Genomic DNA, 25436 nt, shown 5'->3' on the forward strand with positions numbered 1-25436 from the left:
TGCTAGGTCGCCCTCTGGTTCCCTACAAGAACAATTTGTTTCTTCTGATGGAACGCATGACCGGCACAGGACATCGTGGACGAGCGACCAGGGCGACTCGCGACGGTGCCGGCGCGCGTGAGCCAGGTCGGATAGCGGCGGATCGGGTCAGCCAGTCGACGCGAGGCGGTACAGCACCAGCGACTCCGGCGGTAGGACGTCGCGGAGGACCTGCCCGTCGAAGACGCGTCGTGGCTGCGGGCGCAGGACCGGGCGTCGCTGGTCGATCGCCTCGGTCACGGAGCGTTCGTCGACGTGATAGCGCAGGGCTGTCGAGCCGGTGCCGATGAGGTCGAGCTCGACCTGAACCTCGCGGTCCCAGGGGTTGAGGACGTACACGAGCCTGCTGCCGTCACGATTCCGGACACCGTAGGCCAGCACGGTGCGGTCGGGCACGCTCGCGATCCGCGTGATCGTCGCGTCGGGGCGGACGAACCGCGAGAGCAGCTGGACGCTGTAGTAGGTGGGCCGGAGCCGGAGCCCGTCCTCGGCCGAACTCCACATGCCGAACGACATGAGCGGAGCGTCGGGACCGCCGTAGCGCATGTCGAACGCCTCCCAGTACGACACGCCCGTCACCCCGCCGGCGAGTGCCTGCAGGTGGTAGGCGGCGAGCTTCAACGCGACCGGATAACGCTCCGGGAGCAGCACCCCGTCATGGGTGCCTGGACTGTAGGTTCCGGCGCCGACCCCACCGGTGAGGTTGGACTCCCACAGGAACAGCCGCGGCAGGCCGGCGTCCCTCGCTACCTCGACCCGGTTCCGCGCGTGCAAGGTGGGGATGGTGAGCGACGTCCGGTAGTCGACGTACTCGTGGTAGGACGACCATCCCGCGAGTCCTCGCAGCGGCGGGACGACCGTGTCGAAGAACGCGTCACCACCTTGACTGGTGTCGCCGGCCACCAGCTCGATGTCGTCGAGGCCCGCCTGCCTGAGCGCGGCCGCCACCGTCTGGTACATCTCGACGTACTCCGACGGGGATCCCGGGAACTCGCCGTTCGGCTCGTTGTAGAGCGTCAAGGCCGCGAGGTTGCCCACCCCTTGAGCGCGAAGCCACCGAAGCAAGGCGACCATGGCGTCCGCCATCTCTCCATAGCGCGACGGATCCCAGTCCAGCGGACGCCACATGACGAGGTTCGCCCGCGCGCCCAGGCGGTCGTAGAGGCGGAGATCCGCCAGGAGCGCTTGCACCATCGGGCCACTGAAGTCGTACCCCTCCGCCGTGGCCCACCAGTTCGTGTCGGTGAACACCCGGACCCACGTCGGGCGCAGCACCGCGAGCCGTTCCTCCACCGTCCGGCGTTGCTCGCGTGTGAGGACGCCCGGCACGAAGGCGTAGACGTTGTTCTCGACTCCGACACCCTCCACGTCCAGGTTGAGCACGTCCTCGGTCTCGTGCAGCCGCACGTGGGGCGAATGAGCAGGCTCGTCGAGCGAGGCGTACGCCTCCAAGGTGACGTCGTCGAAGACGGCCTGCCCGTGTCCGTTCAGCAGCAGCCGGATCGCGATGGTCGTGGTGTTCGCGGGGACCTCGCCCAGCAGCTCGAGGCGACTCCAGTCCTGGGTACCTCGGACCGATCCCGACTGCGACCAGGTGATCCGTGAACCCGTCGCGTCGTAGTAGTCGATCCCGAGGTACGCGCCGTACCCGTCGGCCACCTCGTTCGTCCGTACCCACGCGGTCAGGCGGAGCAGCGTGCGCGCCGGAGGTGCAGCTGTCCGCTGACCGACGTTCGGCCACGCGACCGGAGCCGACGATGGCACGGTGACGACGGCTCCGCCACTGTCGCCCCGTCCGACGCCGTGTCGAATCTCCACGGTCGCGGGCTCGTCGGCGACCCGCTCCCACTCCGGCGCGCCCTCCTCGAAGGCGGGGTCCTCGACTGGCATGGGCTGGGGGACGCCGAGCGCGTCCGCGCCGAAGACGTCCGGGCCCAGCTCGTCCCGGTACGCCGTGGCCGTCTGCGGAGCGGCTGACTGGGCCGGCGGAGCGGCGAATGCCACCATCAGGACTCCGACCAGACAGCTCGTGGTGAGTGCTGCCCGTCGGACCATCGGACGGCGGCGCGGCCGCTGCCCTCGACGGTCCGGTGGTTCGAACGTCGTGCCCATGAGGACCACCTCGGTCCGTGTGCGGGGGGAGCGGGTGGTCCCATCGTGATCGACGAGCACACGGGGCGTACCGCTCGAGCGAGTCCGATGTCGGGCACGTCCGAGCCTGGCCGTCAGTTCCTACGCCGTCGGCCTGTGGAGCCAGCCCGGCTCCAGAGGCCCGAGTCGTCCACGAGCCACCACCGGCCCACGCCACCGGCCGCCACGACCGGGCCCGTGATCGAGCAAGGGCAGCGGCTGGGCGCCGCTCGGCCTGATCGTGCCCGGTCGCTCGGGCGGTCTCTCCGTCTCAACGTGGTGTCAGCTCGTAATGGAAGGTCTGGCAGCGGTAGTAGTACTTGTGCAGCAGCGGTACCACGATGCCCTGGATGAACGGGTACTTGCGGGCCAGGGCACGACGTACGGGGAGCGCCTCCTCCTCGGACAACAGCCGGGCCGCGCCCGCATGCTGGGGCCGACGACCTTGCCGCCGAACGTCGACGGCGCGATCTCGACGTCGGCGTTACGGCGCAGCCGCTTCACTTTCCCCGCGGTACTGGGTGTCCGGAAGTAGGCGCGATCGCCGTCGACCACGATGTGGACGACGGTCGGAACTGGTGTGCCGTTGCGGCGGTACGTCGTGAGCACGACGTTCTTCTGCGCTGCGAAGCGGTCGAATGCACGTGTCTTCTGCTCCATGTGTGACGCCTTTCGATCACGCAGGGTCAGGGGATGTCAGGCACCGACCCAAGGCGACGCTTCTCGCCTCCCCGGTGCACAGTCAGCACCCGGAGGTGACGTGACTCGTCGCCTTGGGGACTCGCCGTCCCACCGATAGGACGAAGGGCACACGTCCGGTGTGACAGTCCAGCGTTCGTGACCCGGCAGTCCACACTGGAGGGGCCGTTCGCCACCTCTCACGTATGGCATCTCGTCTCGCGTGAGACCCTGTCACCGACGGATGACTCAGCCCACACCTGCGAGATAGTGCTGCTCAATCTCATCGGCGGACAGCGCCCGATCGTAGATCGCCACCTCGTCCAGGTCCCCTCGTAGGCGTTGCGCAGCGTCGTCACCGCGTGCGCCGAGCTTGATCGAGGCTGTACCGTCGGCCGGCGAGATCGTCGTGGCGATGCTGGCGTCTGGCCTGCCGTCGAGGTAGACCGTCAGCTGCGAGCCGTCAAAGACAGCGGCGACATGGAACCAGTCACCGGTCGTGAGCCGGGTGCGTCCTGTCACGACGCTGTAACCTTCATTCGGACCACCCAGCGTCCAGGCCTGGAGGAACCCGTTGTCGACCCGGAGAGCGAAACCGTTGGCGGCGGGTGCCGTGTAGCTCTCGATGATCGCCTGGCCCGGCGGGGGAGCGATCGTGTCGAGGTTCACCCACGCTTCCAGGGTGAAGGGTCCGTTGAGGTTGGTGGCCGGTGTACGCAGCACCTCGACGTAACCGGTCGCCAGATCGGCCGCCGTGTCGTCCGCGATGGCACCAGGCGCGCCGGGTCGAGCCCCGTCGCGGTACACACCGTCCTGACCGGTGGGTGAGCTGTCGACGGCGACGTGACTGTCGGCAGCTTCGCCAAGACGCCAGTAGCCAACGGGGCTCGCGAGACCAACGAGTTCGGGATATGTTCCCTCACCGACCAAGACAACCCCAGTGACCTCGATGGACGTCGCGGCGTCAACGCGGACCGTCACGTGGATCTCGTAGCGGCCGTTCGGCGTGTTATCCGGGACAGTCACGTCCAATGGCACCTGCGCAATGACGGTGCGGCCATCGGACCGTACCCGCACCCGCTGCTTCGCCGGGGCGATGATCCAGCCATCTGGTCCGGTCGCGATGACGTCGCCAGCAAACGTGTCGTCGTCGAACACCTCGAGCTCGACGTGGAACCGTCTTGTCGCGCCGGACTCGATCAGCGCACCTGGCGGATCGAGACGGACCCGACCGCCCAGGACGTCGGCGTACTTGGGGATGATCTCGTAGACCCGGGGCGGGTTGCTGCTCTTGGCCCACCGAAGCCGGATCGCGCTCGCAGTGAGCCCGTTGGCCGGCACCGTGGTGAAGCCGCCGCTGAGCGGGCCGAGGTCGACCCACGTGTCGCCGACCTTCGCCTGGACCGTCGCGTGCGCGGGGGCGTCGGTGTCTTGGACGACCGTGACAGACGCGAGTCGGTGCTGCTTCGTGATCGGTACGGTCACCGCGTCGCCCGGCTCGGGCCGAGACTTGGCAACGTAGGCGGTGTCCACGCGACGGTCGGTCAGGTTGGCCAAGCTCGATCCGTCGGCCGCGACTGGTGTGCCTGACGGCTCACCGAGGTCGCCGTACCAACGGACGCCAAGGTAGCCATCGCTTTGGTGCGCGGCGAAGTCGAGAAGTCGGTCGATCGGCCCAGGTGAGATCTGGTGCCAGGTTTGGTCGAGGATGCTGCGAAGGCGTGCTTGCTCGCACCGGGCTCGCCACACGTCCTCGCTACGGCCGTCGTCCTGGGCGCGCAGGATGTCCAGAGCGGCTTGACCCGCCTGGCCGGTCACGCCTATCCGGTCCAACCACGGCCCGATCTGCGACAGCATCAGCTGGTCATCCAGCTTCTCGCGCAGCGTCGTCGGGAGGTTCTCGAGCCGGCGCAGCTCGTCGTCGAGCCAGTTCAGCTGCCGGGTGACCGGGCGGCCTTCGGTGTACGCGGTGAGCAGCTCGTCGATCACGGCGGCGAGATCAGGTCGCTCGGTGGTATCGAGCAGACTCACCCGGTTGTGCTCGGCGAACAAGCGAAGTTCCTCGTACGCGTCGCCGCCGAGGATACGTAGCGTCTGCGTCCATGACCGCTCGGGATCGTAGGCGTGCGGATTCCACGCGTAGTCGGCTTGAGTTCCGAGGGGGATCTGTGATGCCTGTTGGTCCCGAACAAGCTCGTTGAACGAGATGCCGATGACGTGGGTGGCTAGATCTGGCTCGCGGTTGACCAGTGGCCCAAGGAGCAAGCGATTCGGCGTGTAGTCGTTCACCGGGTAGTTGTCCCAGATTATGATCTGGTGCCGGGGAAACGCCTTCTTGACGGCGGCAAGATCGTCGAGGGTGATCGCCGGCGAGACCACCGCTGGTCCTGTCCAGTAGATGTCGACCTCGGTGCTCAGCAGCTCGTCGAATCGCTCGCGATACGTCGTGCGTTCCGTGCCCCAGTACTCGGTCGGCACGGTGACCAGCCGGGAGGCCCCGGGGTGGGTCTCGATGAACTCGCGCTGGACGAAGTTCGTGACGTCGGCCTGGGCGGCCGCCAGCGGTGACACGTCGTCGCCGTACGCCTCCTGGTCCGCCTCGCAGACGAAGTTCCCGGTCACGTCATCCCACGCGATCACAAAGCTGCGTACGCCGATATCCCAGAGCTGCTCGAAGCGGGCCAGCAGCTTCTGGCGGTCGGACTCGCGCGCGTGACAGATTCCTTGGCTTGGCGCCATCGGGGCTTCGGGGGACACCCGATACACGAAGTCCACATGGCGGTGTCGTGCGAGATTGACGATCTCCTCCAGACGAGCGAGCTCGGCGGGTCCGTATGGCAGGTCCCATTCGCTGCCGGTGCGCAGGTCGTCGGCAGGCCCGTAGAAGAACTGGTTCATCTTGTGCCGGGCCAGAAACTCGATCTGTGAGCGACGGTCCTCCTGCGACCAGACCGGGCCGTAGAAGGACTCCATACCGCCGCGGACGCCGTACGCCGGCCAGTCCCGGATCTCGACACCGTCGACTCGAGCGCCGTTAGCCTGCGCCGTCAGCAGCTGGCGAAGCGACTGAACGGCGTAGAAGGTGCCGGCGCCGTCGACACCGGACAGCACGATGCGCGCTCGTCCGTGGTCGTCTCGGCCGGCGACCAGGACGTAGCCCTCAGCGGGGAGTCCTTCGGGGCCGGCGACACCGAGCGCTTTCAGTGCCTCGACGCTCGCTGGTGTCTCGGTCGGTCCACCGAGGACGACCAGCGGCCGACGGAAGTCGGCCACCGGCTCGCGAAGGACACGGGACCGCAAGCCGTACTCGTCGAGAAGGTCCTGAAGGGCATGAAGGGCTGGCTGGTCGACGGCTTCGCCGGCGATGACGGTCACCTCACCGTCGAGTCGAACACCGCTCGGTCGTGGTCGCATCTCTTGCGGATAGGGGAGGATCGGGCGTAGCGATCCAGCAGGCGGGGCCGGTGCATCACCTGCGAACGAAGGGGGAGCCAGCGGGGCCGCGGCGAAGGCGGCACCGACGATACCGGCCAGTAAGCGTCGCCAGATCCGATGTGTGCGCTGGGGGCGTGCCATGGGACGTCTCCTGGGTTTCGTGCCGGCCGGCTGGATCGAGTTGTCGGGCTGCCGCACAGCTCGCGGCGGATTCCGTGTCGTCATCGCACTCAGTGCGGGAGTGCTCGGCGAGTCCTGACCCCAGCCGCGGACGTGCTCCGTACGAGCGGCTTCGAACGGTATGGTTCAGCGTTCACGGATGGTCAAGATCTGTGTCCGCATGTGGCTCGAGAGGAGGAGGTGCCAGGAGTTGGTGCTCGCTGGCAGCTCGCGAGGGATCAAGACACACTCTTGCAGAACCAGATCAGGCTGGCTTGCGAGCGAGCATCTCCTCCGCGGCGCGGCGGCCCTCCGCCCCGCATGTCAGTGTCGGGCTTGAGCCGACCGTGCTCTTGGAACCACTCCGAGACTTGTCACGGAACGCCTCGACATCCGTCCCCGGAGGAGCGTTGTTCGTTCGCGTCATCGTCGCCCGCAACCTCTCATTGCACAGTCCGCCCGTGACGATCTCGGACGCGCCCGGGATGGATGACGACAGATGCGTGCCCTCGACCACCAACCGTGTGCGGTTGACGGACAGCGGCATCGTCAGGTTCACAAGGATTGTGGGGTCACGGTGTCCAGGTCACGACGAGCGACCCGGAGCGTCGGCTGACGACATACTGCCCGGGCCGACGGGGAGTCACCTCGGCGCTTGGATGGAACTCGAACGTCAGCCGGTGGTCTCGATACCGGGTCCAGCCGCCGATCGCCTCCGCGACCGCCTCGGCCAGGTCCTTCCCTCGAGAACCGTGTCCGATGACGCCGAGCTCGTACGCGTCGCCCGACGCTCGCATGGTCAGGTAGGCGAGGCTGTCGCCCTCGACGGTCGCCATCGACCCCCCGCTCGTCGCCGGCCGAAGCACGCCCGCCTCGACGGCGCGACGCTCGACCTCCATCCAGGAGATCGAGTTGGGCAACGCGCAGGCCAGCCACAGCCACACGAACTCGAGCGTCTCGCCCTTGACGAACGTGGCACCCGTCCACACCTCGGTCGCCGGCCTCGCAAGGACCTGTGACGCGAGCCGCGCGTCGACGTCCTGGTCCGCATAGACGTGGAGGTGGGCCGCACCGTCGAGGAGGTCGATCGTACGTCTCGGGTCAGCCGCGACACTGGCGCGCAGGGGCATGAAGCCGCAGAGCTGGCTGTCGACGGAGGTCCAGGTGTCGCCGGTACGCGCGAACGCGATGGACCGGGTCACGCCGCCGCGGATGCGGACGGGAACGACCAGCCGGCCGTGCGGGCTCGTCTGCTCCAGCCACGCCTTGGGCAGCTCGGCTGTACCGACCGTGGCGATGAGCCGGTCGTACGGCGCGTGCGCCGGATGGCCCAAGGCGCCGTCGCCGACGACGACCTCGACGTTCTCGGCTCGCGCGGCGGCGAGGTGCTCGCGCGCGCTGGTCACGATGTCGTCGTCGACGTCGATCGTCGTGACCCGTCCGGTCGGTCCGACGAGGTGTCCGAGGAGGGCCGCGTTGTAGCCGGTGCCGGCTCCGATCTCGAGGACGTTGTGGCCGGGTTCGACGGCGAGCTGCTCGAGCATCATCGCCACGATGTTCGGTGCGGACGCCCCGCTGATCGCGCCGGAGGCGTCGTGTTTGGTGTGGACCGTCTGATCGCTGTAGGCCTCGTCCACTGAAGCGGATGGAACGAACACGTGCCGCGGGACGGCGAACAACGCTTGCTCGACTCGCGGGTCAGACAAGAGTCCGCGCTCGCGTAGGTCCTCCACGAGACGCGCACGGAGCTGTTCGGCGTGGCGATCGATGGTCGACGTGGGGGGACTGCTCATCCACACGGCTCCTGACTCGAACGGGCACTGGGGCCGTTGGAAAACGTACCTCGAACCACCCCCGAGTCAGGTGCCGGCGGAGTCGACGTCGGTCGGCACTGCGTAGCTGCTGATGGTGACCGGACGCGTCGCGAGGCCGGGAGGGGAGGAAGTGTCGGACGCCGGTGGGGGCAGGTGGCGCTCCAAGACCTCCGCCAGCTCGGCGCCCAACGCGCGAAGCTGTTCGGGCGTGAGCTGGCCGGTCGACGGATCCGGGCGGGAGACATTCCGACCCTTCTTGGGCAGCTGATGGCGACGAGCGATGATGTTCTCGATGTGCTTGACGTCCCGACCGTGTCGCGTGGGGAAGCTCGCCGGTGGCAATGAGTCAGTTCCGCAGCCATTCGGCCTGGCCACGGCCATCCTGGGAGAGCTCCAAGTCGTCATGGCCAACCAGTCGACTTACGCCCGAAGGCCGCCGGGCGCATTACGGATCAGTTTAGTCGCGTGCTGGCAAGGTCACGACATCGCGCCGGCTACGCTCCGTGGCTCACATCCAGTGCCGCGATTGTGGCCAGCTCACCATGACGTGAGACCCCTACCCAAGCGTTCTGGCATCCGCAATAGTCTGAGACCTCCGCCTCGGATAGCCGCAGGACCTTGATGCGTTCGCTTTTCGAATAGCTCAAGTCGGCGACCATCTCGACGATCGACCGCGCTGGTGTGCTGACGTCGGCGTTCTCTTTGGATCCCCAGATTGATAGGTCGACGACCGGCACGCTCATGTCCGGTTGCGCGATCGGGCGTTCCTCCTTGTCCAGGTCAAGCAGCGGAGGAGTGTCAATGATGACAGCCTGCAGGAGGCGTCCGGTCTCCCCTTCAAACTTCAATTCGACCTGGCCTCCACCAGAGCCCGACAGGCGGAGGTAGAGAGGCTGGTCCGCTGGCCGTGGAAGCCATGAGATCTTCAGCTCCAGCCAGGGATCACTCTCGACGACCGCTCCAGCGCATCGAGCCTGGCCGACAACCCGAATCATCGCCGCTTCTACCTAACCCTTGTAGAGCGCATGGATCAGAACAGGAAGCATACCGGCCTCTCGTGGTGGCCCGAACTTGAGCTCCCAGTCGCCGACCGTGATCAGCTTGTCGAGGGGGAGGCCACCACGCGCAGCCTCAGCCACCGCAGCTTCACGGCTTGAGAGCTGAGCTTGTGTCGCCATATCGATCGATGCCTTGGACGCTCCACGCCTCGCCTTTCCAGCGAGATACTCAGCCATGTGCTCGGTGGCGTTCCCATGCACCCATACCGAGACGTTGTCCGTGTGCAGTTCGAACGACCGGGGCAATTGCGAGCCAGGATAGTTTGATTGCGTCGGCTTGATCCTATCCCAGACGGTTCCGGTAGCCTTAGAGGCTCCAGTGGATTTCGGCCTGTTGCGAGGAGTGCTACTTCCTGTATCTCTGCCGGTCTTCTTGGTTTTCAACCGTACGGCTCTTGCCTTGGCTGCCGCCTGTTCCGCCGCCTCCTTGATGGCTCGTCTGGCGGCCGCTCGAGCGGCCGCTTCTCTCTTCGCGGCCTCTCTCGCAGCGCGAGCGGCCGCTTCCTTCGCGGCTCGGGCTGCGTCCTCGGCGCGTTTGAGGATCGCGCGAGCCCACTTGAGCTCTTCGGTGAACTTGACGACTGCTTTCCCCGCGCGGAAGATCGCCTCGGCGATCTGCGGGGCTTTGAAGAGCTTCGTCCAAGGCACGATGCCGATGACCAACGACACACAGCCGCCGAGGTCACCATTGAGGCAGTTGAGCAGGTCGTTGACGCCGAGGAACTCCATGAGGATCTCGCCGCCAGCCTCGAGGATGACGTCGACCCAGCTCTTGCTCTGGATCTGCTGCGCTCGGGCGAGCTCCTCCGGGCTTGGCCCGCCGAACTCCTCCAGGTTCGGCCCGGGATCAGGCTCGGGGGTTGGGCTGACGCCACCGCCGGCCCCGCTGCCGCCGTCGTATGCCATGAACCTGGCGCCTGTCGGGTCCGTGTGGGCGAGAGGGTTGTTGTTGACGTAGGCGTAGGGCGAGATGGCGGCCAGGTCGCTCGGTGCCGGGTCTACGGCCGTGAACCGACCGGATCCGGGGTTGTAGTTGCGGGCCCGCAGGTAGTAGTTGCCCTCACCGAGGTTCGGGTCCTGGTACGCCCCGACGTACCGCAGAGGATTCTCGGGTGCCGCTGCCGCGGCTGTGGCCTTCGGTGTCGCTGTCGGCTTCGGTGCGTCGCTGTTGGTCTTTCGGGCGGCCTGTGTTGGGCGAGGCGTCGGAGGATTGCGGGTGGACGAGCCTTCGAGAGGCTTGCGGAACGTGTCGGCGGACGCGCCACCCACGTCGCCTGTGTGACCGCCGGCACTGTGGCCGTCGGTCGCGCTTGCTTCAGCCCCACCGCTCAACGGCCCGTCGCGTGGGTTGCCGAACGGGTCGTAGTCGTAGCCGACCTCGACCTGGCCGGTCGGGGAGAGCATGGTGGCGACCCCATCGAGCCAGTCGTGGGTGTAGGCATGCGCGCCGGTCGCCGGATCCAGCAGCGCCAACGGCTCGTCTTCGGGGCCGTAGGCGAATCCCCCTTTCGCGCGGCGACGCCGGTGGTGCCACCTCGGTCGGGGAGTCGAAGGTCGAGGACCGGGGACGCGCCTCAGACAGAGACATCGCAGACGAGGGACATCGCAGACGAGGCAGTGGCCTGGCTCGGGACGCGCCCGCGAGCCAGGCCACCGGATTTCTTGATGATCAGCGGCAGCTTTCAGCCATCTCGTCGCTCATGACGACCGCGGATCGGTTGCCGGCCTCGTCCACTGCCCTGATCCCAGTCGGCGGACCGTCACTCGAGCGCAGTGGCAGGTCGTAGTTGCGGACGTACGACTCCGTCGTGCCGAAGGAGACGGTGGGCTCCACCTGCTCGTAGCGGATGTTCGCCTGCGGTGTGGTGTCGTCGGTCGACTCCACCACGATCTGGAAGCCGGGCTGGCAGCCGGGATCCAGCCCGATGACCCATTCCGGCTCGGTGGGAGGAGTCGTGTCCGCGGACGGTGGAACGGCCAGCGTCGCCGGGTCGCTCACCGGCCCTGGGCTGAGTCCCTTGCTCACCTGCACCGTGTACTCGTGGGTCGTGCCCGGGAGGACACGGGGGATCGTGAGGCTCACGACGTCACCGCCGACCTTGTGGATGGTCTCCAGCTGGCCGTTGATCCGCACGCCGTAGGTGGTCAGGGTGCGCGGGTTCACGGCCGCGGGTCGGTGCCACGTGAGGGTGATCGTGTCACCGTCGAGACTGGCGTGGAGATCAGTCGCTGGGTCGAGGTGGGGAATGGTCGCGACGACCCTGTCGCTCGGCGGAGATTCCTTGCCGTTGGTGACGGCGATGATTTCGAACGTGTAGGTCTCACCTTCCTCGATGCCGCCACCCGAGACGTAGGTCGTCTCCGTCGTCGCACTCGTCAGACCGGTCGTGAGGTTGCGGACGCGATAGAAGACGGGGTCGGAACCACCCTGGCCCGGCTCCCACGAGAGCTCGACCTGGTTCCAGTAGGCCTCCGCCTGGACGTTGACGGGCGCGGCGGGGGCTGGGTCGCCGGCGGCGGACGCCGGGACGCCGACGGCGGCCCCTGCCACGATGACGACGAGGGCGGTCAGGGTCCCGGCGAGCCTCCGTGGTCGGACGTGGAACACGAGACTTCACCTCCGTCTCGACACTGGTCGGGTTCCCCCGTCACCACCGACACGGAGGGCGGCGATCATCGGTTCGCGTCGAGGTCAAAACGTGTCCAAACCGAGAACTGGCGTCGTCGAGATGGTGAGCGTCGGACGATCGCACCGGCTCACCTATGGCCGATGTCCGCCAATCTCGAGGTCCCCGACAGTGCAACCCACGCTTGGCTGCAAGGCTCCGCATAGCCTGAGCCGTCGAACGATACGTCGACCAGAGGGAGCGATCACGCGATGACGAGGCTGACGACGGTCATGATGACCTACAACATCTGGGGCGACACCTTCTGGCCCCAACGCGAGCCCGCCCTCCGAGCGCTCCTCACCCTTCGCGACCCCGACATCCTCGGTGTCCAGGAGCTGCGGCCGCACTCGCGTCAGGTCATCGACGAGGCTCTGCCAGGGCACGACCGTGTACACGACGACTTTCCCGGCTGGTCGGTCGAGGGCAATATCTGGTGGCGCCGCGAGCTGTATGAGCTGGTGGAGTACGGCGCCGAGGACGTCGGGATGCGGGAGACGTATCGTCGGCTCTTCTGGGTCCGCCTGCGTCCGAGGTGCTTCCAGTCTGGCCCCTCGCTCGTCTTCTCCACCGCGCACTTCACCTGGCCCGGGAACCCTCAGGAAGTCGAGGACGACCGGAATCCGCGGGTGGAGCAGGCGCGACGCACCGCCGAGGCGCTGACGCGAATCGCGGGTGACGACGCGTGCGTGTTCGTCGGTGACCTCAACGACCACGCGCGTCCCATCGCCGTGCTGCGGGACGCCGGTTTCCGCGACGCCTTCGCCGCGATGGGCACGAGCTCACCGACGACTCATCCGGTGATCCCGCTCCCGGTCAAGGAGGACGGTGCCGCGCCGGCTTATCTGCGCAAGACCCTGGACTACCAGTTCCACCGGGGTCCGATCACGCCGCGACTGAGCGAGGTGATCGACTTCTTCCACCAAGGCCTCGCGCCGTCCGACCACAAGCCGGTCATCACGACCTACACCATCGACGGCTCGTAGATCGCGAGGTCGCATCACGAAGCCGCGGAACGCCTCGACACGGCGTGACGTTCCGCGGCTTCGCCCATCGCTTGGTCGCAGCACGGGGCACGCCCAGGTCAGGTCGCGGGCTGCGCCCTACCTCCGGAACCCTTGGCCACGCGTGCCTGTGCCTGCTCCACGAGCGCCCGGTCGCCTTCCTCGTAGGCGAGGCGGAGCGTGATCCCGCTGATCCGCCAAGGCGGGGTAGCGCTGGGGGCGGGAACCAGCGAGATCTGGTACCGGCCGGCCACCATCCAGACGTCAGTCCGCCCGTCCTCGACCAGCGTGTGGTAGGCGCGCACCGTGGTCGCGCAGGTGGCACCGGTGTCGTTGGCGGCGGTGACGACGATCGGGCCGGTCAGGTGCTGGGTGGCGTCGAATCCCGGCAGCAGCTGCTGCCACGCCGCCACCACCTCATTGCCGGTGATCTCCTGCGGTGTCCCTCCCCACAAGGAGGTGTAGTCCAGGGCCACCTGGTCGGCGAGCAGCTCGCGTACGGTCTCCCAGTCCAGGTCGTCGACGGCGTGCAGCAGGCGGGTGACCACCGTGGCGACGTTCTGATCGGACATCCAGGACCTCCGTCTCGGTTCAGTGGGCGCCCGGGTCACCCAGGACGCTCCGGAAGTGGGCGTCGACCGCCGACACCGCGAACTCCACCTGGGCGGGCTGGTCGTAGAAGTCGATCTGCGCGCCCTCGCCCCAGGCCACCTCGACCGGCCCAGCCAGACGCTTGGCGAGGGCACGGATGTGGTCGGGGAAGACACATCCGTCGGAGTGGACGAACAGCGAGGGGACGGCCACCGACTCCGCCGCGGCCAGCCCGTCGAAGGTGAGCCAAGGCAGCCAGCTCAGCTCCGCCATCTCGTTGCGCCACTGCGGTATCGCCCCGCGGGACGGGTTGCCGTAGTAGTCCATCTCCAGGAACATCCCGGCGGTCTCGTTGCCCGGATCGTACGCGGGCACCATGCGCACTTCGCCGGTGCGCAGGAACAGCTCCGTGGCCTCCTGGGCGCGACGCAGCCGCATGGCCACGCCCTCGGCCCCACCGTAGAAGGGGGCTACCGAGGGCAGGTCGTGGAACCATCCAGCGACGCTGGCGAAGGCCTTGATCGGCGCCCCCTGCGCGATCGCGGCGAGCGCGTACTGGGCGCTCGCGCACACGCCGAGGTACCCGACGCCGCCTCGGGTGGCCCAGGAGAGCCGGGAGGCGTACTGCGCCGCCGCCACGATGTCGGCGATCTTGCGCTCTGGGAGTTCGGCCTGTCGCGGTTCCCCGCCGCTCTCACCCCAGCCGGTGAAGTCGAAGGTGATGGCGGTGAAGCCGCGCCGAGCCAGTTCCGCGGCGTACCGGTCGGCCATTTGCTCCTTGACGGTCAACCAGGAGCCGGTGACCAGCACCACCGGGGTTCGGGCGGTGAGGTCGTCCGTTGGCCGGTGGACCCGGCCGGCGAGTGTGATGCCGTTGCTCGTGAAGACGATGGGGTACGTGATCACCGGTCAAGAGTCACACGTGGACGGGCTGGTGGGAGGGTCGAATCTTGCTCAGTTGCGGGCCGCCCGCTCCGGCCGGAGCGCCGAGGGTGAATACCCGGTGTGACGGCGGAACAGACGTCGGAAGTGGCTCACGTTCTCGTAGCCGAGAGTCGTGGCGATCGCGGCGATGCTGTGCTCGCCGCGGACCAACAGCGCCTTCGCCCGTTCGATCCGACGGATGGTGACGTACTCGTGCGGCGCCAGCCCGGTGGTGCGCTTGAACGCGCGAGCGAAGTGGTAGGGGCTCAGGTGCGCGACAGCGGCCAGGTCATCCAGGCGGAGCGGATCGCCGAGCCGCTGCTCGACCAGATCGGCGATCCGGTCCACGAGCCTCCTCTCCAGGCGTCCGGGGTGCCGCAGCCGGCGTCCGGGCCGCGGGCTGCAGTAGTGCTCAGCGAGGTGGCCCAGCAGGCGGTGGGCGAGTGCACTGGCGTGCATCGGGTCCAGGTCGTCTTGGCCTACATGGACGCGCCGGAGCACGGTCGCCAGCCCCAGCACGGTGGCGTCGCGCGCGGCCGCGGCTGGAATGATCTCGACCCGGCCTGAGCCGGCCGGTTCCACGATCCGCGCCAGCTGGTCGAGGTCGGGGTAGATTTCCAGCGCCTCGATCGGCTCCACCACCTCGGCCCAGACGATCTCGTCGGCGCCGTTGGCGAACACCGCCCCCGGGGGAACCGTCAACGTCGACCAGCGTGCCCCTAGTCGGTATCGGAGTCGGGAGTGGTGACTGAAGGACACACCCACCTGGTACGGGCGTGTGCGCGTGATGGCGGCGGGGTCAGCCGGCAGGCGAGCGTAGATCGATCGCAGGTGGGGCAGGTCCCGTGTCGACACCAGGGAGACGCGGATCGGCGCTGGTCCCCACGCCTGCGAGACGTCACCCACCACCGACAGCGCCTACCGTCCTCGAGGTTTCCGTTGGGAGACTTCGTAGGACCGATGATCATTCTAGGCTTGGCGGCCACCCGATGACCGGATCTTCGTTGGCGCCGTGCACCCGCATGTCGCCGCGTCGGTCCGCGTTCCCTCGCCGCCGAGGGGATCGACGAGGTCAGCGGTAGGCCCTGGCCTGGATCTCGTAGAGCTCGGCGTAGACACCTCGGGCGGCCATCAGCTCCTCGTGCGTGCCCGCCTCGACGAGCCGGGAGCCCTGGAGCACGAGGATGAGATCGGCCATGCGCACGGTCGAGAACCGGTGGGAGACGAGAATCGTGATTCGCCCGTTGTCCGAAGCCTCGCGAGCCTGTCGAGCGTAGCTCTCGAAGAGAGCGTGCTCGGTCTCGGCGTCGAGCGCTGCCGTGGGCTCGTCCAGCACCTGCAGCAGCGTCCCGTCGCGCATGAAGCCGCGGGCGAGCGCGATCTTCTGCCATTGGCCGAACGACAGGTCGACACCGCCGTCCCACGTCGCGCCGAGCTGGGTGTCGAGCCCGTCGCGGAGGCGAGCGATGACGTCGTTGGCGCCCGCCCGGTCGACGGCCCTTTCCACCGCCGGACGGTCATCAGCCCGCGGAAGGTCACCCACGCCGATCGACCGGCGGGCGGGGAACTCGAAGGTGAAGAAGTCTTGGTAGGCGCCGGCCATGCGGGATCGCCACTCCGCGGCGGGAAGGCGTCGCAGATCGACACCGTCGACCGTGATCCGTCCCGACGTGGGGTCGTAGAACCGGGACAACAGCTTCATCAAGGTTGACTTGCCGGCGCCGTTGTCGCCCACCACGGCCACCACCGAGCCCGCCGGCAAGGTGACGCTGACGTTCTGCAAGGCCCAGCGGTCGCTGCCGGGGTAACGGAACGACACCGACTCGAGGGTGATGCCGTGCTGGAGCCGGTCGGGCACGACGCCGTCGGCGGTATCGCGGTGCCGCTCGGCGTACCTCTCCAGCCAGACCAACCGCTGGGAGGCATCGAGCCACATCCGCAAGAAGTCGGCGCTCCCGGCCGTCATGGCGACGTACTGGGAGAGCCGGCTGCCGGCGGTGAGGATGAGGAGGACTTGTCCGGCGGTGCCGGAGAGGACGGTCGCAGTCAACACCACCGCGGCGACGTAGGCGGCGGCGAACAGGGCCCAGGCCGCGGCCTGCCAGAAGGCGGTGTGCCAGCGCGTCCGTGCGAGCGGCGCGTACCACGCCTCCCACGCGGCCCGGCGACGGCGGACCAGGTCGGGGCCGATCCGCCAGATGCGCACTTCCTTGGCCGGTGACTGGGTGGTGCCGAGCGTGAACAGGTGCCTGTGCCGTCGCTGGTGCGGCGCCACCTCCTCGGTGACCCGCTGTGTCACGGCGGACCGGCGGGCCGAGACCCACACCGTCGGCAGCGCGAACACCAGGAGCAATCCCATGGCCGGGTGCACCGACACCAGAAGCCCGAGCGTGACCGCCAGCCGCACTCCGGCGCCGAGCAGGTCGAACAGCGCGAGGAACATGTGGTCGAGCTGCCAGGTCTGCTCCTTCAGCACCGAGAGCCGGTCGAGGTAGTCGGGTCGCTCCTGGTGCTCGATCGTGGGGACGCGCGCCTGGAGTCGCGCCACGTGGGCCTCGAGCGAGGCGCCGACCCTCATCCGGAACGTCCGCTGGACGCGGGACGCGAGCGTCATCAGCAGCCAGGACCCGACCGCTGATCCCGCGAGTCCGGCGCACCCGGCGACGAGCCGTGTCGTGCTTCCCTGCGCTACGCCGTCGGCGAGCAGCATCAGCCACACCGCGAAGAGGCTGTCCGGCAGCGCTTGGAGGAGCGCCATGCCGAGCGACAAGAGGATGAGCCTCGGCTCGGCCTCGTACGCCAGGCGCATCGAACGCCACAGGGTCGGCAGCGTGCGAGGCAGCTCGTCCGGCGCTCGGTGGCGCGGCGTCCCAGACGGGTGACCGCTGGGAGCGTCGGTCGCGGTGGCGGGCGCGGCGGCGGCACCGGCTTCGGTGTCGCCGTTCAACGGAGTCGTGTCGGTCATCGGTCGCCTCCGATCTCCCCGACCAGACCGGCGTCCTCGTCCAGGTCACGACCTTCCGCGAACCGTGCCGCCTGCAGCTCGAACATCGTCTTGTAGCGGCCGCCGGCCGCCATGAGCTCGTCGTGGCTGCCGATCTCGACGACGCGGCCGCCTTCCAGCACGCAGATCCGATCCGCGTGGCGGACGGTGGAGAAGCGGTGGGAGACGAGGATCGTCGTGAGTCCGCGGGTGGCCTGCAGGATGCGGTCGAAGACCTCGGCCTCGCCGCGCACATCGAGCTGTGCGGTCGGCTCGTCCAAGATCACGACCTTGGCGCCCCGAGCGACGGCGGCCAGCGCGCGGGCGAGCGCCACCCGCTGCCACTGCCCACCAGAGAGGTCGATACCGCCGGCGAACTGCTTCGACAGCACGGTGTCGAGGGCGGCGAGGTCGGCCGCGCCGGCCTGCTCGAGGGCCTTACGGATGACGTCGTCCGGCGCCCCGTCGGGGGCGACGTTCTCCCGCAGCGGAAGCTGGTAGCGGACGAAGTCCTGGAACGCCGCGGCGATCTGGCCGCGCCACGAGTCGGGGTCGAGGTCACGCAGGTCGATCCCGTCGACCCGCACCACACCGGCTGTGGGGTCGTAGAGGCGCGCGAGCAGCTTGATGAGCGTCGTCTTCCCGGCGCCGTTCTGCCCCACGATGGCGAGCGACGTGCCCGCGGGGATGGTGAGGTCGAGCCCGTCGAGGATGGGCCGCGAGTCCGCCCGGTAGGAGAAGGACACGTTCTCGAACCGGATCTCGTGCCTCGGCAGGTCTCGCGCCGACGTGGTGCCGACGGGAAGGTCGCCGATGGCCTTCATGGCCGGCTCCAGCTCCGCGACGACGGGGACTGGGCGCGACGCGTCCGCGAGCCACCACCCGAACTCCAGCGAGGCCACGGCGCTGACGCCGATCGCCGCGCCGGCGTACGTCACCAGGCCGGACAGGCTCAGATCGCCTGTCAGGGCCGCGTGCGCCAGCGCCCACGCGACGAGACCGTTGCCGACGACGAGCACGAGCACGGTGAGCCGGATCGGGCGCTCACGCAGCCGCATCGCCTGGAGGGAGAGCTCGAGGAGCGCGCGGCGCCGTTCGGTGAAGCGTTGCGCCGTCCAGTCCGCCAGGCCGAACAGCCGGATCTCCTTGGCGGCCGGAGCGTCCACTGCCATCCGGTAGGCGTACTCCGCGTGCCGCTGGTGGGCCTTCACCTCGTCGGATCGCCAGTCCTTCCACGCGACGCTCTCCCTCAACAGCAGGTGGGGCGAGGCCCAGACCAGGAGCAGCAGGAGCCCGGCCCACCACCGGAAGCCGCAGACGACGAGCGCCGAGAGGATGCCGGCGACGAAGTTCACCAGCCCGGACGCGATGTAGCCCATGCAGGTCCGCAGCTCTGGCGCGGTGATCCCCAAGTCGAAGTCACGGGCCAGGCTGAAGTCGCCGGCGAGCTCGGGGTCCTCGAGGTGGGCGATGCCGACCGGTGCGACGGCGGAGGTGAGCAGCCGATCCTGGAGGGCCGCGGAGGTTCGGTCACCGAGGTTCGTCGCCAGCTCGGTGTGGAGGGGGCCGAGAGTCTGGATCAGCGTGAAGAGCACACCGACCGTCGCGAGCGGGACCGTGAGGGAGCCGCCGTCTTGGACCGTCCCGACCAGCCAGCCCGTCGCGACGGCGAGCGCCGGGGGCAGCAGCGCTCGGAGGACGATCAGCGCCCACCACACCGCCGCGAGCCGGCGGTCGGCCTGCCAAATGATGTGGAAGAGCAGCTGCCACTCTCCTGAGCGCCGGAGCCTGGCCCACCAGGCTCGTGGCACGCCGCCGGCGAGCCGCGTCGCTATCGCCATGTCCGCCCGGGCCTCCTCCTCGTGGGACACGGGTCGTCACGAGCCAGCCTCCGCCGTCAGGAGCGTCACGACGGGCGTCACCGGTTGCGGCTAGGAGCTGGCTGTGGGGAGTGGCTGGGAGAGGGTCAAGGTGTACCCGTCGGGGTCGGCGACATTCGCCTCTCGGACACCCCAGGGCTGGTCAGTCGGCTCGCTCGTGATCCGGTGACCGTCCGCGCGCAGCCGCTCGACGAGCCCGTCGACGTCGTCGACGGTGAAGGTGCCGAGCTCGTGCGGGGTGACGTCGATGCCCTCGTGCCGCTTGTGCAGCAGGAGCCACGCGCCCTCGGGGTTGCCCTTGGTCGGCAGGGCGAGGGTGATGTCGCCGTCGGACGACTGTCGTCGCAGCCCGAGCAAGCCCTCGTAGAAGGCGGCGGACTTCTCGACGTCCGCGCAGAAGATCACCAAGCCCTCGAACGATACCGTTCCCACGTGCCGAAGTCCTCCTTCGACCACTCTCAGCGTTGCGCTTTGCGCAGTGCGCATGCTAGTAGCATGACGACGCCCCTGCCAGACCTCGCGATCGCGCGACCCGCCCCTGTCCTGCGGGTCGCCGAGCCGAGCCTCGCGGCGACCGTGCCGACGACGATGCTGCTGGTCGACTACGCGCTCGGCTTGATGGCCATGCCCACACCGGAGCTGCAGGCGCTGGCGGAGCACCTGCCGGCCGAGATCGTGGAGGAGAGCTGGCCGGTCCGCGCCGCCATGGCTCACGGCACGGTGTTGCGCGACGTGCTCATGCACCACCTGCCGGCAGGTCATCCCGGCCACCAGGAGTGGACGGACCTGCGGCGGTGGCTCGCCGAGTGGTCGGACGAGTTCACGCATGGCGTGATCGCCTGGGGCGTGGACGCGGTCATGCGCTACGGCAAGCCGCAACCCGACCCCAAGCCCACCGCTGCCGACATCGCGCCCCTGTCGCAGCCGTCACCGGCCGTGCGCCGCGATGGCGTCGAGGTGCTCCGCGCCTGGGGTGTGCGCAACGCCGAGGAACGGCTGGGTGAGCTGCTCGACCCTCGGGTCTTCCGTGCCGCGCTGCTTCGCTTGCTGGACGCCATCTGGGACGGGTGGCTCGACCGCGCCTGGCGCGAGTCCCTCGACGAGATGCGCGCCGTGGTCGCGGCGACGCCTCCGCCACCGCCGGGCTGTGGCGGTGCCCAGTGGATCAGCCTGGTGACCGGGCTTCGGCCCGACGAGCAGTACGCGGCCGAGGCCGAGCGCGCGACCGAGCTCGTGGTGATGCCCACGCCTGGGCTCGGGCGGAGCCTGTCCCTCTTCACGGACCAGACGACGTGGGTGCTCTTCACCCCGCAGCACGAGCCGCGAACACCGGAGAGGACGACCGCGAGGCTGGGGCCAGGTCGGTGGGTCGGCACCAGTGAGCGGACGGGCATCTCCGTGGGGCGGCTCGGCGCGCTGGCACCCGCCATGCACGCGCTCGGCGACCGAACCCGCCTCGCGATCGTGCTGCACCTACTGGAGCATGGCCCGCTCACGATGCAGGAGCTCGCCGAGGCGCTCCAGGTGCACCAGAGCACGATCTCCCGCCAGGTCACCGCGCTGCGGAAGGCGGAGATGGTCACGGTCCGGCGCGACCGCCGGGTCGCCGTCCAGCGAGAGACGATCCGCGAAGCGTGCCAGACGCTGCTCGCCGCGCTGGAGTGAAGGGATGTCTACTTGAGGACGAGTTTCACAAGATCGGGCAGCGCGAGTTGGCCGGAGGCGAACAGAAAGATCGCGAGTGCGGCAAGAGCGACCACGACCAAGGTCTTGAGGCGGCCGAGCTGCTCGGAGAACCTGGCGACCGCCTCGGCCGCGGACGCCAGCCAACTCCTCCTTCCCCTCGACAACCGTCGGCTGACCCTCGGCGTCAAACGCGTCCACCCGGCGGGCGAGACTGGCGTAGGGGGTGGCGGTTGACGAGATGAGCAGTCGCGCCGTCAAGGCGAGGATCTCTCGGACATCGTAGGGGAGCTCGGGGGAGAGCGAGCGCTGGCTGGTCACGAATCTCTCCAACTGCAGCGCTGACGCGCGAAGGAGGGATGAGACCGGGTGCGGCGCCGCGTTCCGCGGCATCCTCCTCTCGACATGTCTGGCCGTCCGTCGCATGAGGATGGCGGCTTCGGCGATCGTCAGGCGTTGCCCTTGGAGAGGATCACGAGGATCACGCGGTGTCACGCTTGGGCGTCGATCATCCTTCTCGCCGGTGAAGATCTCCAGGATCTTCACCAACGTCTCCACGCCGGCGTGACGCTTCTCGAGTAGACGGGTTTGCGCGCGGACGACGAGACCACCTAGGAAGAGAGTGAGCGTGAGCTTCCAGTCCAGATCCACTTGATCTGGTCCGGGCGAAGACCTGGCGGTGACGATCTCTGGTATTGCTATCGCGAGGACCCAGGCGTAGATCGCGCCATAGAACAGCTTGTTGTACCAAAAGATGTTCAGTGTGGCCTGGTAGCGGTCGCGTTCGGCGACACCATCGAGTAGGTCGTATGCCTTGCCCTCGAAGGGTCGTTGTCTCGCGGAATGGACGAGGCCTTGGCCCAACCACAGGCAAGAGACGAGTACCGACACCGCCATCAGTGCGGAGATGGTAAAACGTCGAGCCTTCCCTTTCCGACAGGGTGAGGCCTGGGAGGATCACCGGAGACGCGGTGCCGACGATGAACAGGATCGTGGATATCTGGAGAAATCTTGGGTCTCGTATCAAGCGAAGAAATCGTTTCGAGGGCGTCGCATCCTCCTTCGTCAAGACTGCGAAGTGCTCATCGACGAGAGTCTGATGGATCTCACGCAGCGCTACGACTGAGCATGTCCGGCGGAGGTCGCGAGTACGAGAAGAAGCAGTGCATTGATGCCCTCCGCGATGTACTGCGTCATCGAACTGTTCTCGGGGGTCAGAGCGTCGGGGTCTTCGCAGAAATGAACGAGGACGAGTACGTCTCCCGGGGCATGGCTCCTCGAACCAGCGTCGTACTCTCGGAGGACGTGACTGTCGAGACGGAACCGGTACGGCTGGTACGTCCGCGTCGGCCGGTCGTGGCCGTGGCCGCCGTCGACGTGGTACTCGGGCTTGCCCTCGTCCTGGTCGGCGCCAACCAGGTCAGCGCCGTGGGAGCGGTCCTCGTCGCCGCGGGTGTCGCGCTCGCTCTCGGCGGACCGGTGTGGTTCTGGTTCTGGGCAAGGGTCCGCGAGGTGCGCGTCGACCAGGACGGGATCCACCTGCGTGGCCTCGGCCTGGCGCCGTCGGTGCCGTGGTCGGAGATCAGCGAGGTGCGCGCAGAGCGACTCGGACCGACGACGTTCCTCGTCGCGCGAACCGCGTCCGGGCGCGCCATGCCGCTGCTGTCACCGTTCCGACGACGTTTCGCCCGCCTCCTCGGCGTGGACGACCCGAGGACGCTCCTCGTCGTGCGGACCGTGGACTTCTCCGGCCGGGACGAGGCGTTCGGCGTCGCGCTGCGGGCGCACGTCCCGCCGACGGTGCGACTCGACTGGACGCCTCACTGACACAGCGACACGCTCAGCGATCGTCAGCTCCTCACCACCTCGACGTTCCGGTACGACGCCGTCCCCGCGTGGTGGCGCAGACCGACGAGGCCGGTCGGGAACGACGCGTACGGGTCGACGAAGGAGACGCGACCCAGCTCGGCCCCGTCCATGGTGGCGAGCGAGGCGGTCAGGGTGCTGCCGTGGACGCGGAACGTCAGCCGGTACCACTCACCGGACCGCACCTCCACCGGCACCGCGGCGAGTCGCAGGTACGCGTACTCCTGCCGTGCGATGATCAGCTCCCGGGTGTTGACGTCGAAGAACGCGTGGTAGCCGCGGTGCGAGTCCGCGCCGACGTTCGGGTCGGTGACGCGCGCGAGGACGCCGGCGTTGCCCGACGAGGAGGTGATCTGGACGTCCGCGCTCACGGTGTAGTCTCGCCACCCGGTCGAGCCGGTGAGCGCCTTCGCGCCGACCGTCCCGCCGCACGACTCCACGTAGACGTCACCCTCGACCGACCAGCAGCCGCCGTAGGTGTTCCAGCCGGCGTCGCCGTTCTCGGCGAACGCCGAGCGGAACGGCAACGTGCCCACCGAGGCCGTCCCGGTCGCCTCGCCGCACGGTCCGGAGTCGTCGATGCTGGTCGGCGCGGTGAGTCGCAGCACCCCAGGCGGGCCCTCCGGCATGAGGTGCGGGCTGTAGTTCGCGTTGCACCGCGGCGAGGCGTTCGACACCCGCCACGGCGCCGGCGCCCACGACCACGGACCCTTCACGCCGTTCTCGCTCAGGAACACCGCGCGGTAGTCCTCGCCCACGGTGTCGTGGCCCACGACGGAGAGGACGCGCTGTCCCGCGAGCACCAGGTGCCCCGTGCCGGGTGCGGTCGGCACCCAGGTGACGTACGGGCTGTGGCCGAGGTAGCGGCCGTCTGACGTCTCGGCCCGGACGCCGAGGTCCTCCGGGCGGGACCAGCGGCTGCCGTCGGCCGACTCCTTGAGCCGGATCTCGCAGTGCGGCCGGCCGCACACCTCGAAGGCCAGCACGAACCTTCCCGACGGACCCATGCGGGTCACCGTGGGCATGCCCGGCCGGTCGCCGGGGACGGCGCTGGCCACGTCACGGACGACCGGCCCCCACGTGTCACCGCCGTCGGTCGAGACCGTGTGAACGATCATTTGGCTGTGCTGCGGGGCGTCGCGCTCGTCGGCGAAGAACATGAGCAGTCGGCCGCGTGCGTCGAGGGTGAGGAACGGCTCCCAGATACCGCGGCCGAACGTGCCACCCCGTTGCACGACACCGACGGGCTCCCAGGTGACACCGTGGTCGGTGGACCGCCAGGCGAAGAACTCCGTGAACGCCGCGTCCGCGGGCACCATGTTGCCGACGAGGAGCAGCGTCCCCGCGGGGTAGTGGCCGAGCTGACGCGGGAACTCGAACAGGAACGGCTGCCACATCCGGGACACCGGGTGGCCCGGGCCGTCGAGCGGGTCCGGCACCGTGGTGAGCGTCGTCCAGGTGCGGCCGTCGTCGTCGCTGGCCCGGATGATGAACTCAGCCGGTGAGCCGTCGTCGAACCAGTGCTCGAAGGTCGCGAGCAGCCGGCCGTTGAGCTCGCCGGCGTGCTGGAGGCGGATGACACGGGCGTACGCGTTCGACTCGTTCTGTGTGGTCGGGCGATAGAGGAGGTTCCCGGGGGAGTCCGCCGCCACCGGTGAGCTCGCGAGGCACGTGCCCGCCAGCACCGTCGCTGCGATCAACCCCAGCAGGGACCGTTTGCGCATCCATCCACCTCCCACGCGCACGTGGGGCTGGAGCAGCCCGCGCGTCGGTGAGCAGAGTGCGCGATGGGGGAGGGCGCCGCCTAGCGGTATGTCCCGGGTCGGCCAGGAAGAGCGGAGAGGTCCCACAGGTCCCGTCGTCGTCCCGCGAACCGGTCAGGAATCGAGAAGCACCGCCGACGGCCCGAGCCCTAGCGTGACGGGCGAGAGCAACCTGACCGACAGGAGGCCGCCGATGACCACGAGCCTGCAGACGAAGCGTCGCGCCGCCCGCCAGCCCGGGACGCCCGGGGCGCTGTCGCGATGGTTCCAGCGGACGATGAACGCCCGGACCAACCAGAAGATCCGGCGGGGTCGCGGCACGTTCATGGGCATGGACCTGCTGATCCTGCACACGGTGGGTCGCCGGAGCGGGCAGCGGCGAGAGACACCGCTCGCGTGGTTCGCCGACGGCGACGACGCGTGGCTGATCGTCGCGTCGGGCGGTGGCAGCCGGAACCCGGACTGGCACGCCAACCTCATCGCCCATCCCGACCAGATCGCGATCGAGCTCCCAGGACGCAAGCCCATCCCTGTCACGCCGCGCGAGCTGCTCGGCGCCGAGCGGGAGCAGGCGTGGCAGCGCATCGCCGCCGCGCAGCCCCGGATCGCCAAGTACCAGGCCAAGTCCACCCGGGTCTACCCGGTGATCCGGCTCACCCCATGGTGACCGCGGCACCGGGTGAGGACCTCAACGAGTGCCACGCTGGGCGGGCTGACGGAGCTGACGCACGCAGCGGCCGTCGAGCCCGTGTCACGTCGGGCC

The 25436-nt window shown here is 68.6% G+C and carries 20 protein-coding genes and 1 pseudogene; 4 read left to right on the plus strand and 17 right to left on the minus strand.

Going from position 1 to position 25436, the window contains the following annotated elements; all coding sequences use genetic code 11:
* Positions 1–147: 147 nt before the first annotated feature.
* From DFJ64_RS12885 to DFJ64_RS12925, 9 genes and pseudogenes are all read right to left on the minus strand, one after another.
* Positions 148–2151 carry a glycoside hydrolase gene (locus DFJ64_RS12885; RefSeq protein ID WP_147304693.1) on the minus strand — a complete coding sequence of 668 codons (2004 nt, stop codon included), beginning with the start codon at positions 2149–2151 and terminating at the stop codon, positions 148–150.
* 289 nt (positions 2152–2440) lie between these two features.
* Complete coding sequence (locus DFJ64_RS19940) at positions 2441–2578, minus strand: hypothetical protein (RefSeq protein WP_245941105.1); 138 nt, start codon at positions 2576–2578, stop codon at positions 2441–2443.
* A 62-nt stretch (positions 2579–2640) separates the two neighbouring features.
* A pseudogene (locus DFJ64_RS20240) lies at positions 2641–2829 on the minus strand (PNPOx family protein); the annotation flags it as partial.
* Positions 2830–3096: 267 nt separating this feature from the next.
* Complete coding sequence (locus DFJ64_RS12895) at positions 3097–6507, minus strand: beta-N-acetylglucosaminidase domain-containing protein (RefSeq protein ID WP_115850674.1); 3411 nt, start codon at positions 6505–6507, stop codon at positions 3097–3099.
* 506 nt (positions 6508–7013) lie between these two features.
* Entirely contained in the window at positions 7014–8234 is a 1221-nt protein-coding gene (fxlM, locus tag DFJ64_RS12905) for a methyltransferase, FxLD system (RefSeq protein WP_115850676.1), read from the minus strand.
* A 66-nt stretch (positions 8235–8300) separates the two neighbouring features.
* Positions 8301–8597 carry a hypothetical protein gene (locus tag DFJ64_RS12910; RefSeq protein ID WP_147304694.1) on the minus strand — a complete coding sequence of 99 codons (297 nt, stop codon included), beginning with the start codon at positions 8595–8597 and terminating at the stop codon, positions 8301–8303.
* Positions 8598–8749: 152 nt separating this feature from the next.
* A complete protein-coding gene (locus DFJ64_RS12915; RefSeq protein WP_115850678.1) occupies positions 8750–9250 on the minus strand; it encodes a hypothetical protein in 501 nt (166 codons plus the stop codon).
* Between the two features lie 12 nt (positions 9251–9262).
* Positions 9263–10786, minus strand: coding sequence for an RHS repeat-associated core domain-containing protein (locus tag DFJ64_RS12920; RefSeq protein WP_211310605.1), 1524 nt, complete (start codon positions 10784–10786; stop codon positions 9263–9265).
* Between the two features lie 196 nt (positions 10787–10982).
* Positions 10983–11921, minus strand: coding sequence for a fibronectin type III domain-containing protein (locus DFJ64_RS12925; RefSeq protein ID WP_115850679.1), 939 nt, complete (start codon positions 11919–11921; stop codon positions 10983–10985).
* A 270-nt stretch (positions 11922–12191) separates the two neighbouring features.
* On the opposite strand from DFJ64_RS12925, the gene DFJ64_RS12930 reads away from it, so the two are divergent.
* Positions 12192–12965: an endonuclease/exonuclease/phosphatase family protein gene (locus DFJ64_RS12930; protein WP_115850680.1), complete on the plus strand. Its 774-nt coding sequence runs from the start codon at positions 12192–12194 to the stop codon at positions 12963–12965.
* A 98-nt stretch (positions 12966–13063) separates the two neighbouring features.
* Here DFJ64_RS12930 and DFJ64_RS12935 read toward each other — a convergent pair whose 3' ends face one another.
* The 6 genes from DFJ64_RS12935 to DFJ64_RS19495 all read right to left on the minus strand — a co-directional run bounded on the left by DFJ64_RS12935 (position 13064) and on the right by DFJ64_RS19495 (position 19793).
* Positions 13064–13555 carry a nuclear transport factor 2 family protein gene (locus tag DFJ64_RS12935; protein ID WP_115850681.1) on the minus strand — a complete coding sequence of 164 codons (492 nt, stop codon included), beginning with the start codon at positions 13553–13555 and terminating at the stop codon, positions 13064–13066.
* A 19-nt stretch (positions 13556–13574) separates the two neighbouring features.
* The gene (locus tag DFJ64_RS12940; RefSeq protein WP_115850682.1) at positions 13575–14480 is read right to left on the minus strand and encodes an alpha/beta hydrolase; all 906 of its coding nucleotides are present in this window, start codon (positions 14478–14480) and stop codon (positions 13575–13577) included.
* Positions 14481–14528: 48 nt separating this feature from the next.
* A complete protein-coding gene (locus tag DFJ64_RS12945; protein WP_170152604.1) occupies positions 14529–15200 on the minus strand; it encodes a helix-turn-helix transcriptional regulator in 672 nt (223 codons plus the stop codon).
* Positions 15201–15570: 370 nt separating this feature from the next.
* Complete coding sequence (locus DFJ64_RS12950; RefSeq protein ID WP_245941106.1) at positions 15571–17463, minus strand: ABC transporter ATP-binding protein; 1893 nt, start codon at positions 17461–17463, stop codon at positions 15571–15573.
* Entirely contained in the window at positions 17460–19322 is a 1863-nt protein-coding gene (locus DFJ64_RS12955; RefSeq protein ID WP_115852062.1) for an ABC transporter ATP-binding protein, read from the minus strand. The genes DFJ64_RS12950 and DFJ64_RS12955 overlap by 4 nt, the downstream gene beginning before the upstream one ends.
* A gap of 90 nt (positions 19323–19412) precedes the next feature.
* A complete protein-coding gene (locus DFJ64_RS19495; RefSeq protein WP_170152605.1) occupies positions 19413–19793 on the minus strand; it encodes a VOC family protein in 381 nt (126 codons plus the stop codon).
* A gap of 63 nt (positions 19794–19856) precedes the next feature.
* Between DFJ64_RS19495 and DFJ64_RS12965 the strand changes: the two genes are divergently transcribed.
* Positions 19857–21026 carry an ArsR/SmtB family transcription factor gene (locus DFJ64_RS12965; RefSeq protein ID WP_147304695.1) on the plus strand — a complete coding sequence of 390 codons (1170 nt, stop codon included), beginning with the start codon at positions 19857–19859 and terminating at the stop codon, positions 21024–21026.
* Between the two features lie 8 nt (positions 21027–21034).
* Here the strand turns inward: DFJ64_RS12965 and DFJ64_RS19260 are convergent, their stop codons facing one another.
* On the minus strand, positions 21035–21235 hold the full coding sequence (locus tag DFJ64_RS19260; RefSeq protein ID WP_147304696.1) for a hypothetical protein: 201 nt from the start codon (positions 21233–21235) through the stop codon (positions 21035–21037).
* A gap of 1114 nt (positions 21236–22349) precedes the next feature.
* On the opposite strand from DFJ64_RS19260, the gene DFJ64_RS12970 reads away from it, so the two are divergent.
* Complete coding sequence (locus DFJ64_RS12970) at positions 22350–22871, plus strand: hypothetical protein (RefSeq protein ID WP_147304697.1); 522 nt, start codon at positions 22350–22352, stop codon at positions 22869–22871.
* Positions 22872–22894: 23 nt separating this feature from the next.
* Here the strand turns inward: DFJ64_RS12970 and DFJ64_RS12975 are convergent, their stop codons facing one another.
* Positions 22895–24634 carry a 3-keto-alpha-glucoside-1,2-lyase-like domain-containing protein gene (locus DFJ64_RS12975; RefSeq protein ID WP_115850687.1) on the minus strand — a complete coding sequence of 580 codons (1740 nt, stop codon included), beginning with the start codon at positions 24632–24634 and terminating at the stop codon, positions 22895–22897.
* A gap of 232 nt (positions 24635–24866) precedes the next feature.
* Here DFJ64_RS12975 and DFJ64_RS12980 point away from each other — a divergent pair, with 232 nt between their 5' ends.
* Entirely contained in the window at positions 24867–25340 is a 474-nt protein-coding gene (locus DFJ64_RS12980) for a nitroreductase family deazaflavin-dependent oxidoreductase (protein WP_115850688.1), read from the plus strand.
* Positions 25341–25436 lie beyond the last annotated feature (96 nt).

It is taken from the genome of Thermasporomyces composti, assembly GCF_003386795.1.
Classification (GTDB): domain Bacteria; phylum Actinomycetota; class Actinomycetes; order Propionibacteriales; family Actinopolymorphaceae; genus Thermasporomyces; species Thermasporomyces composti.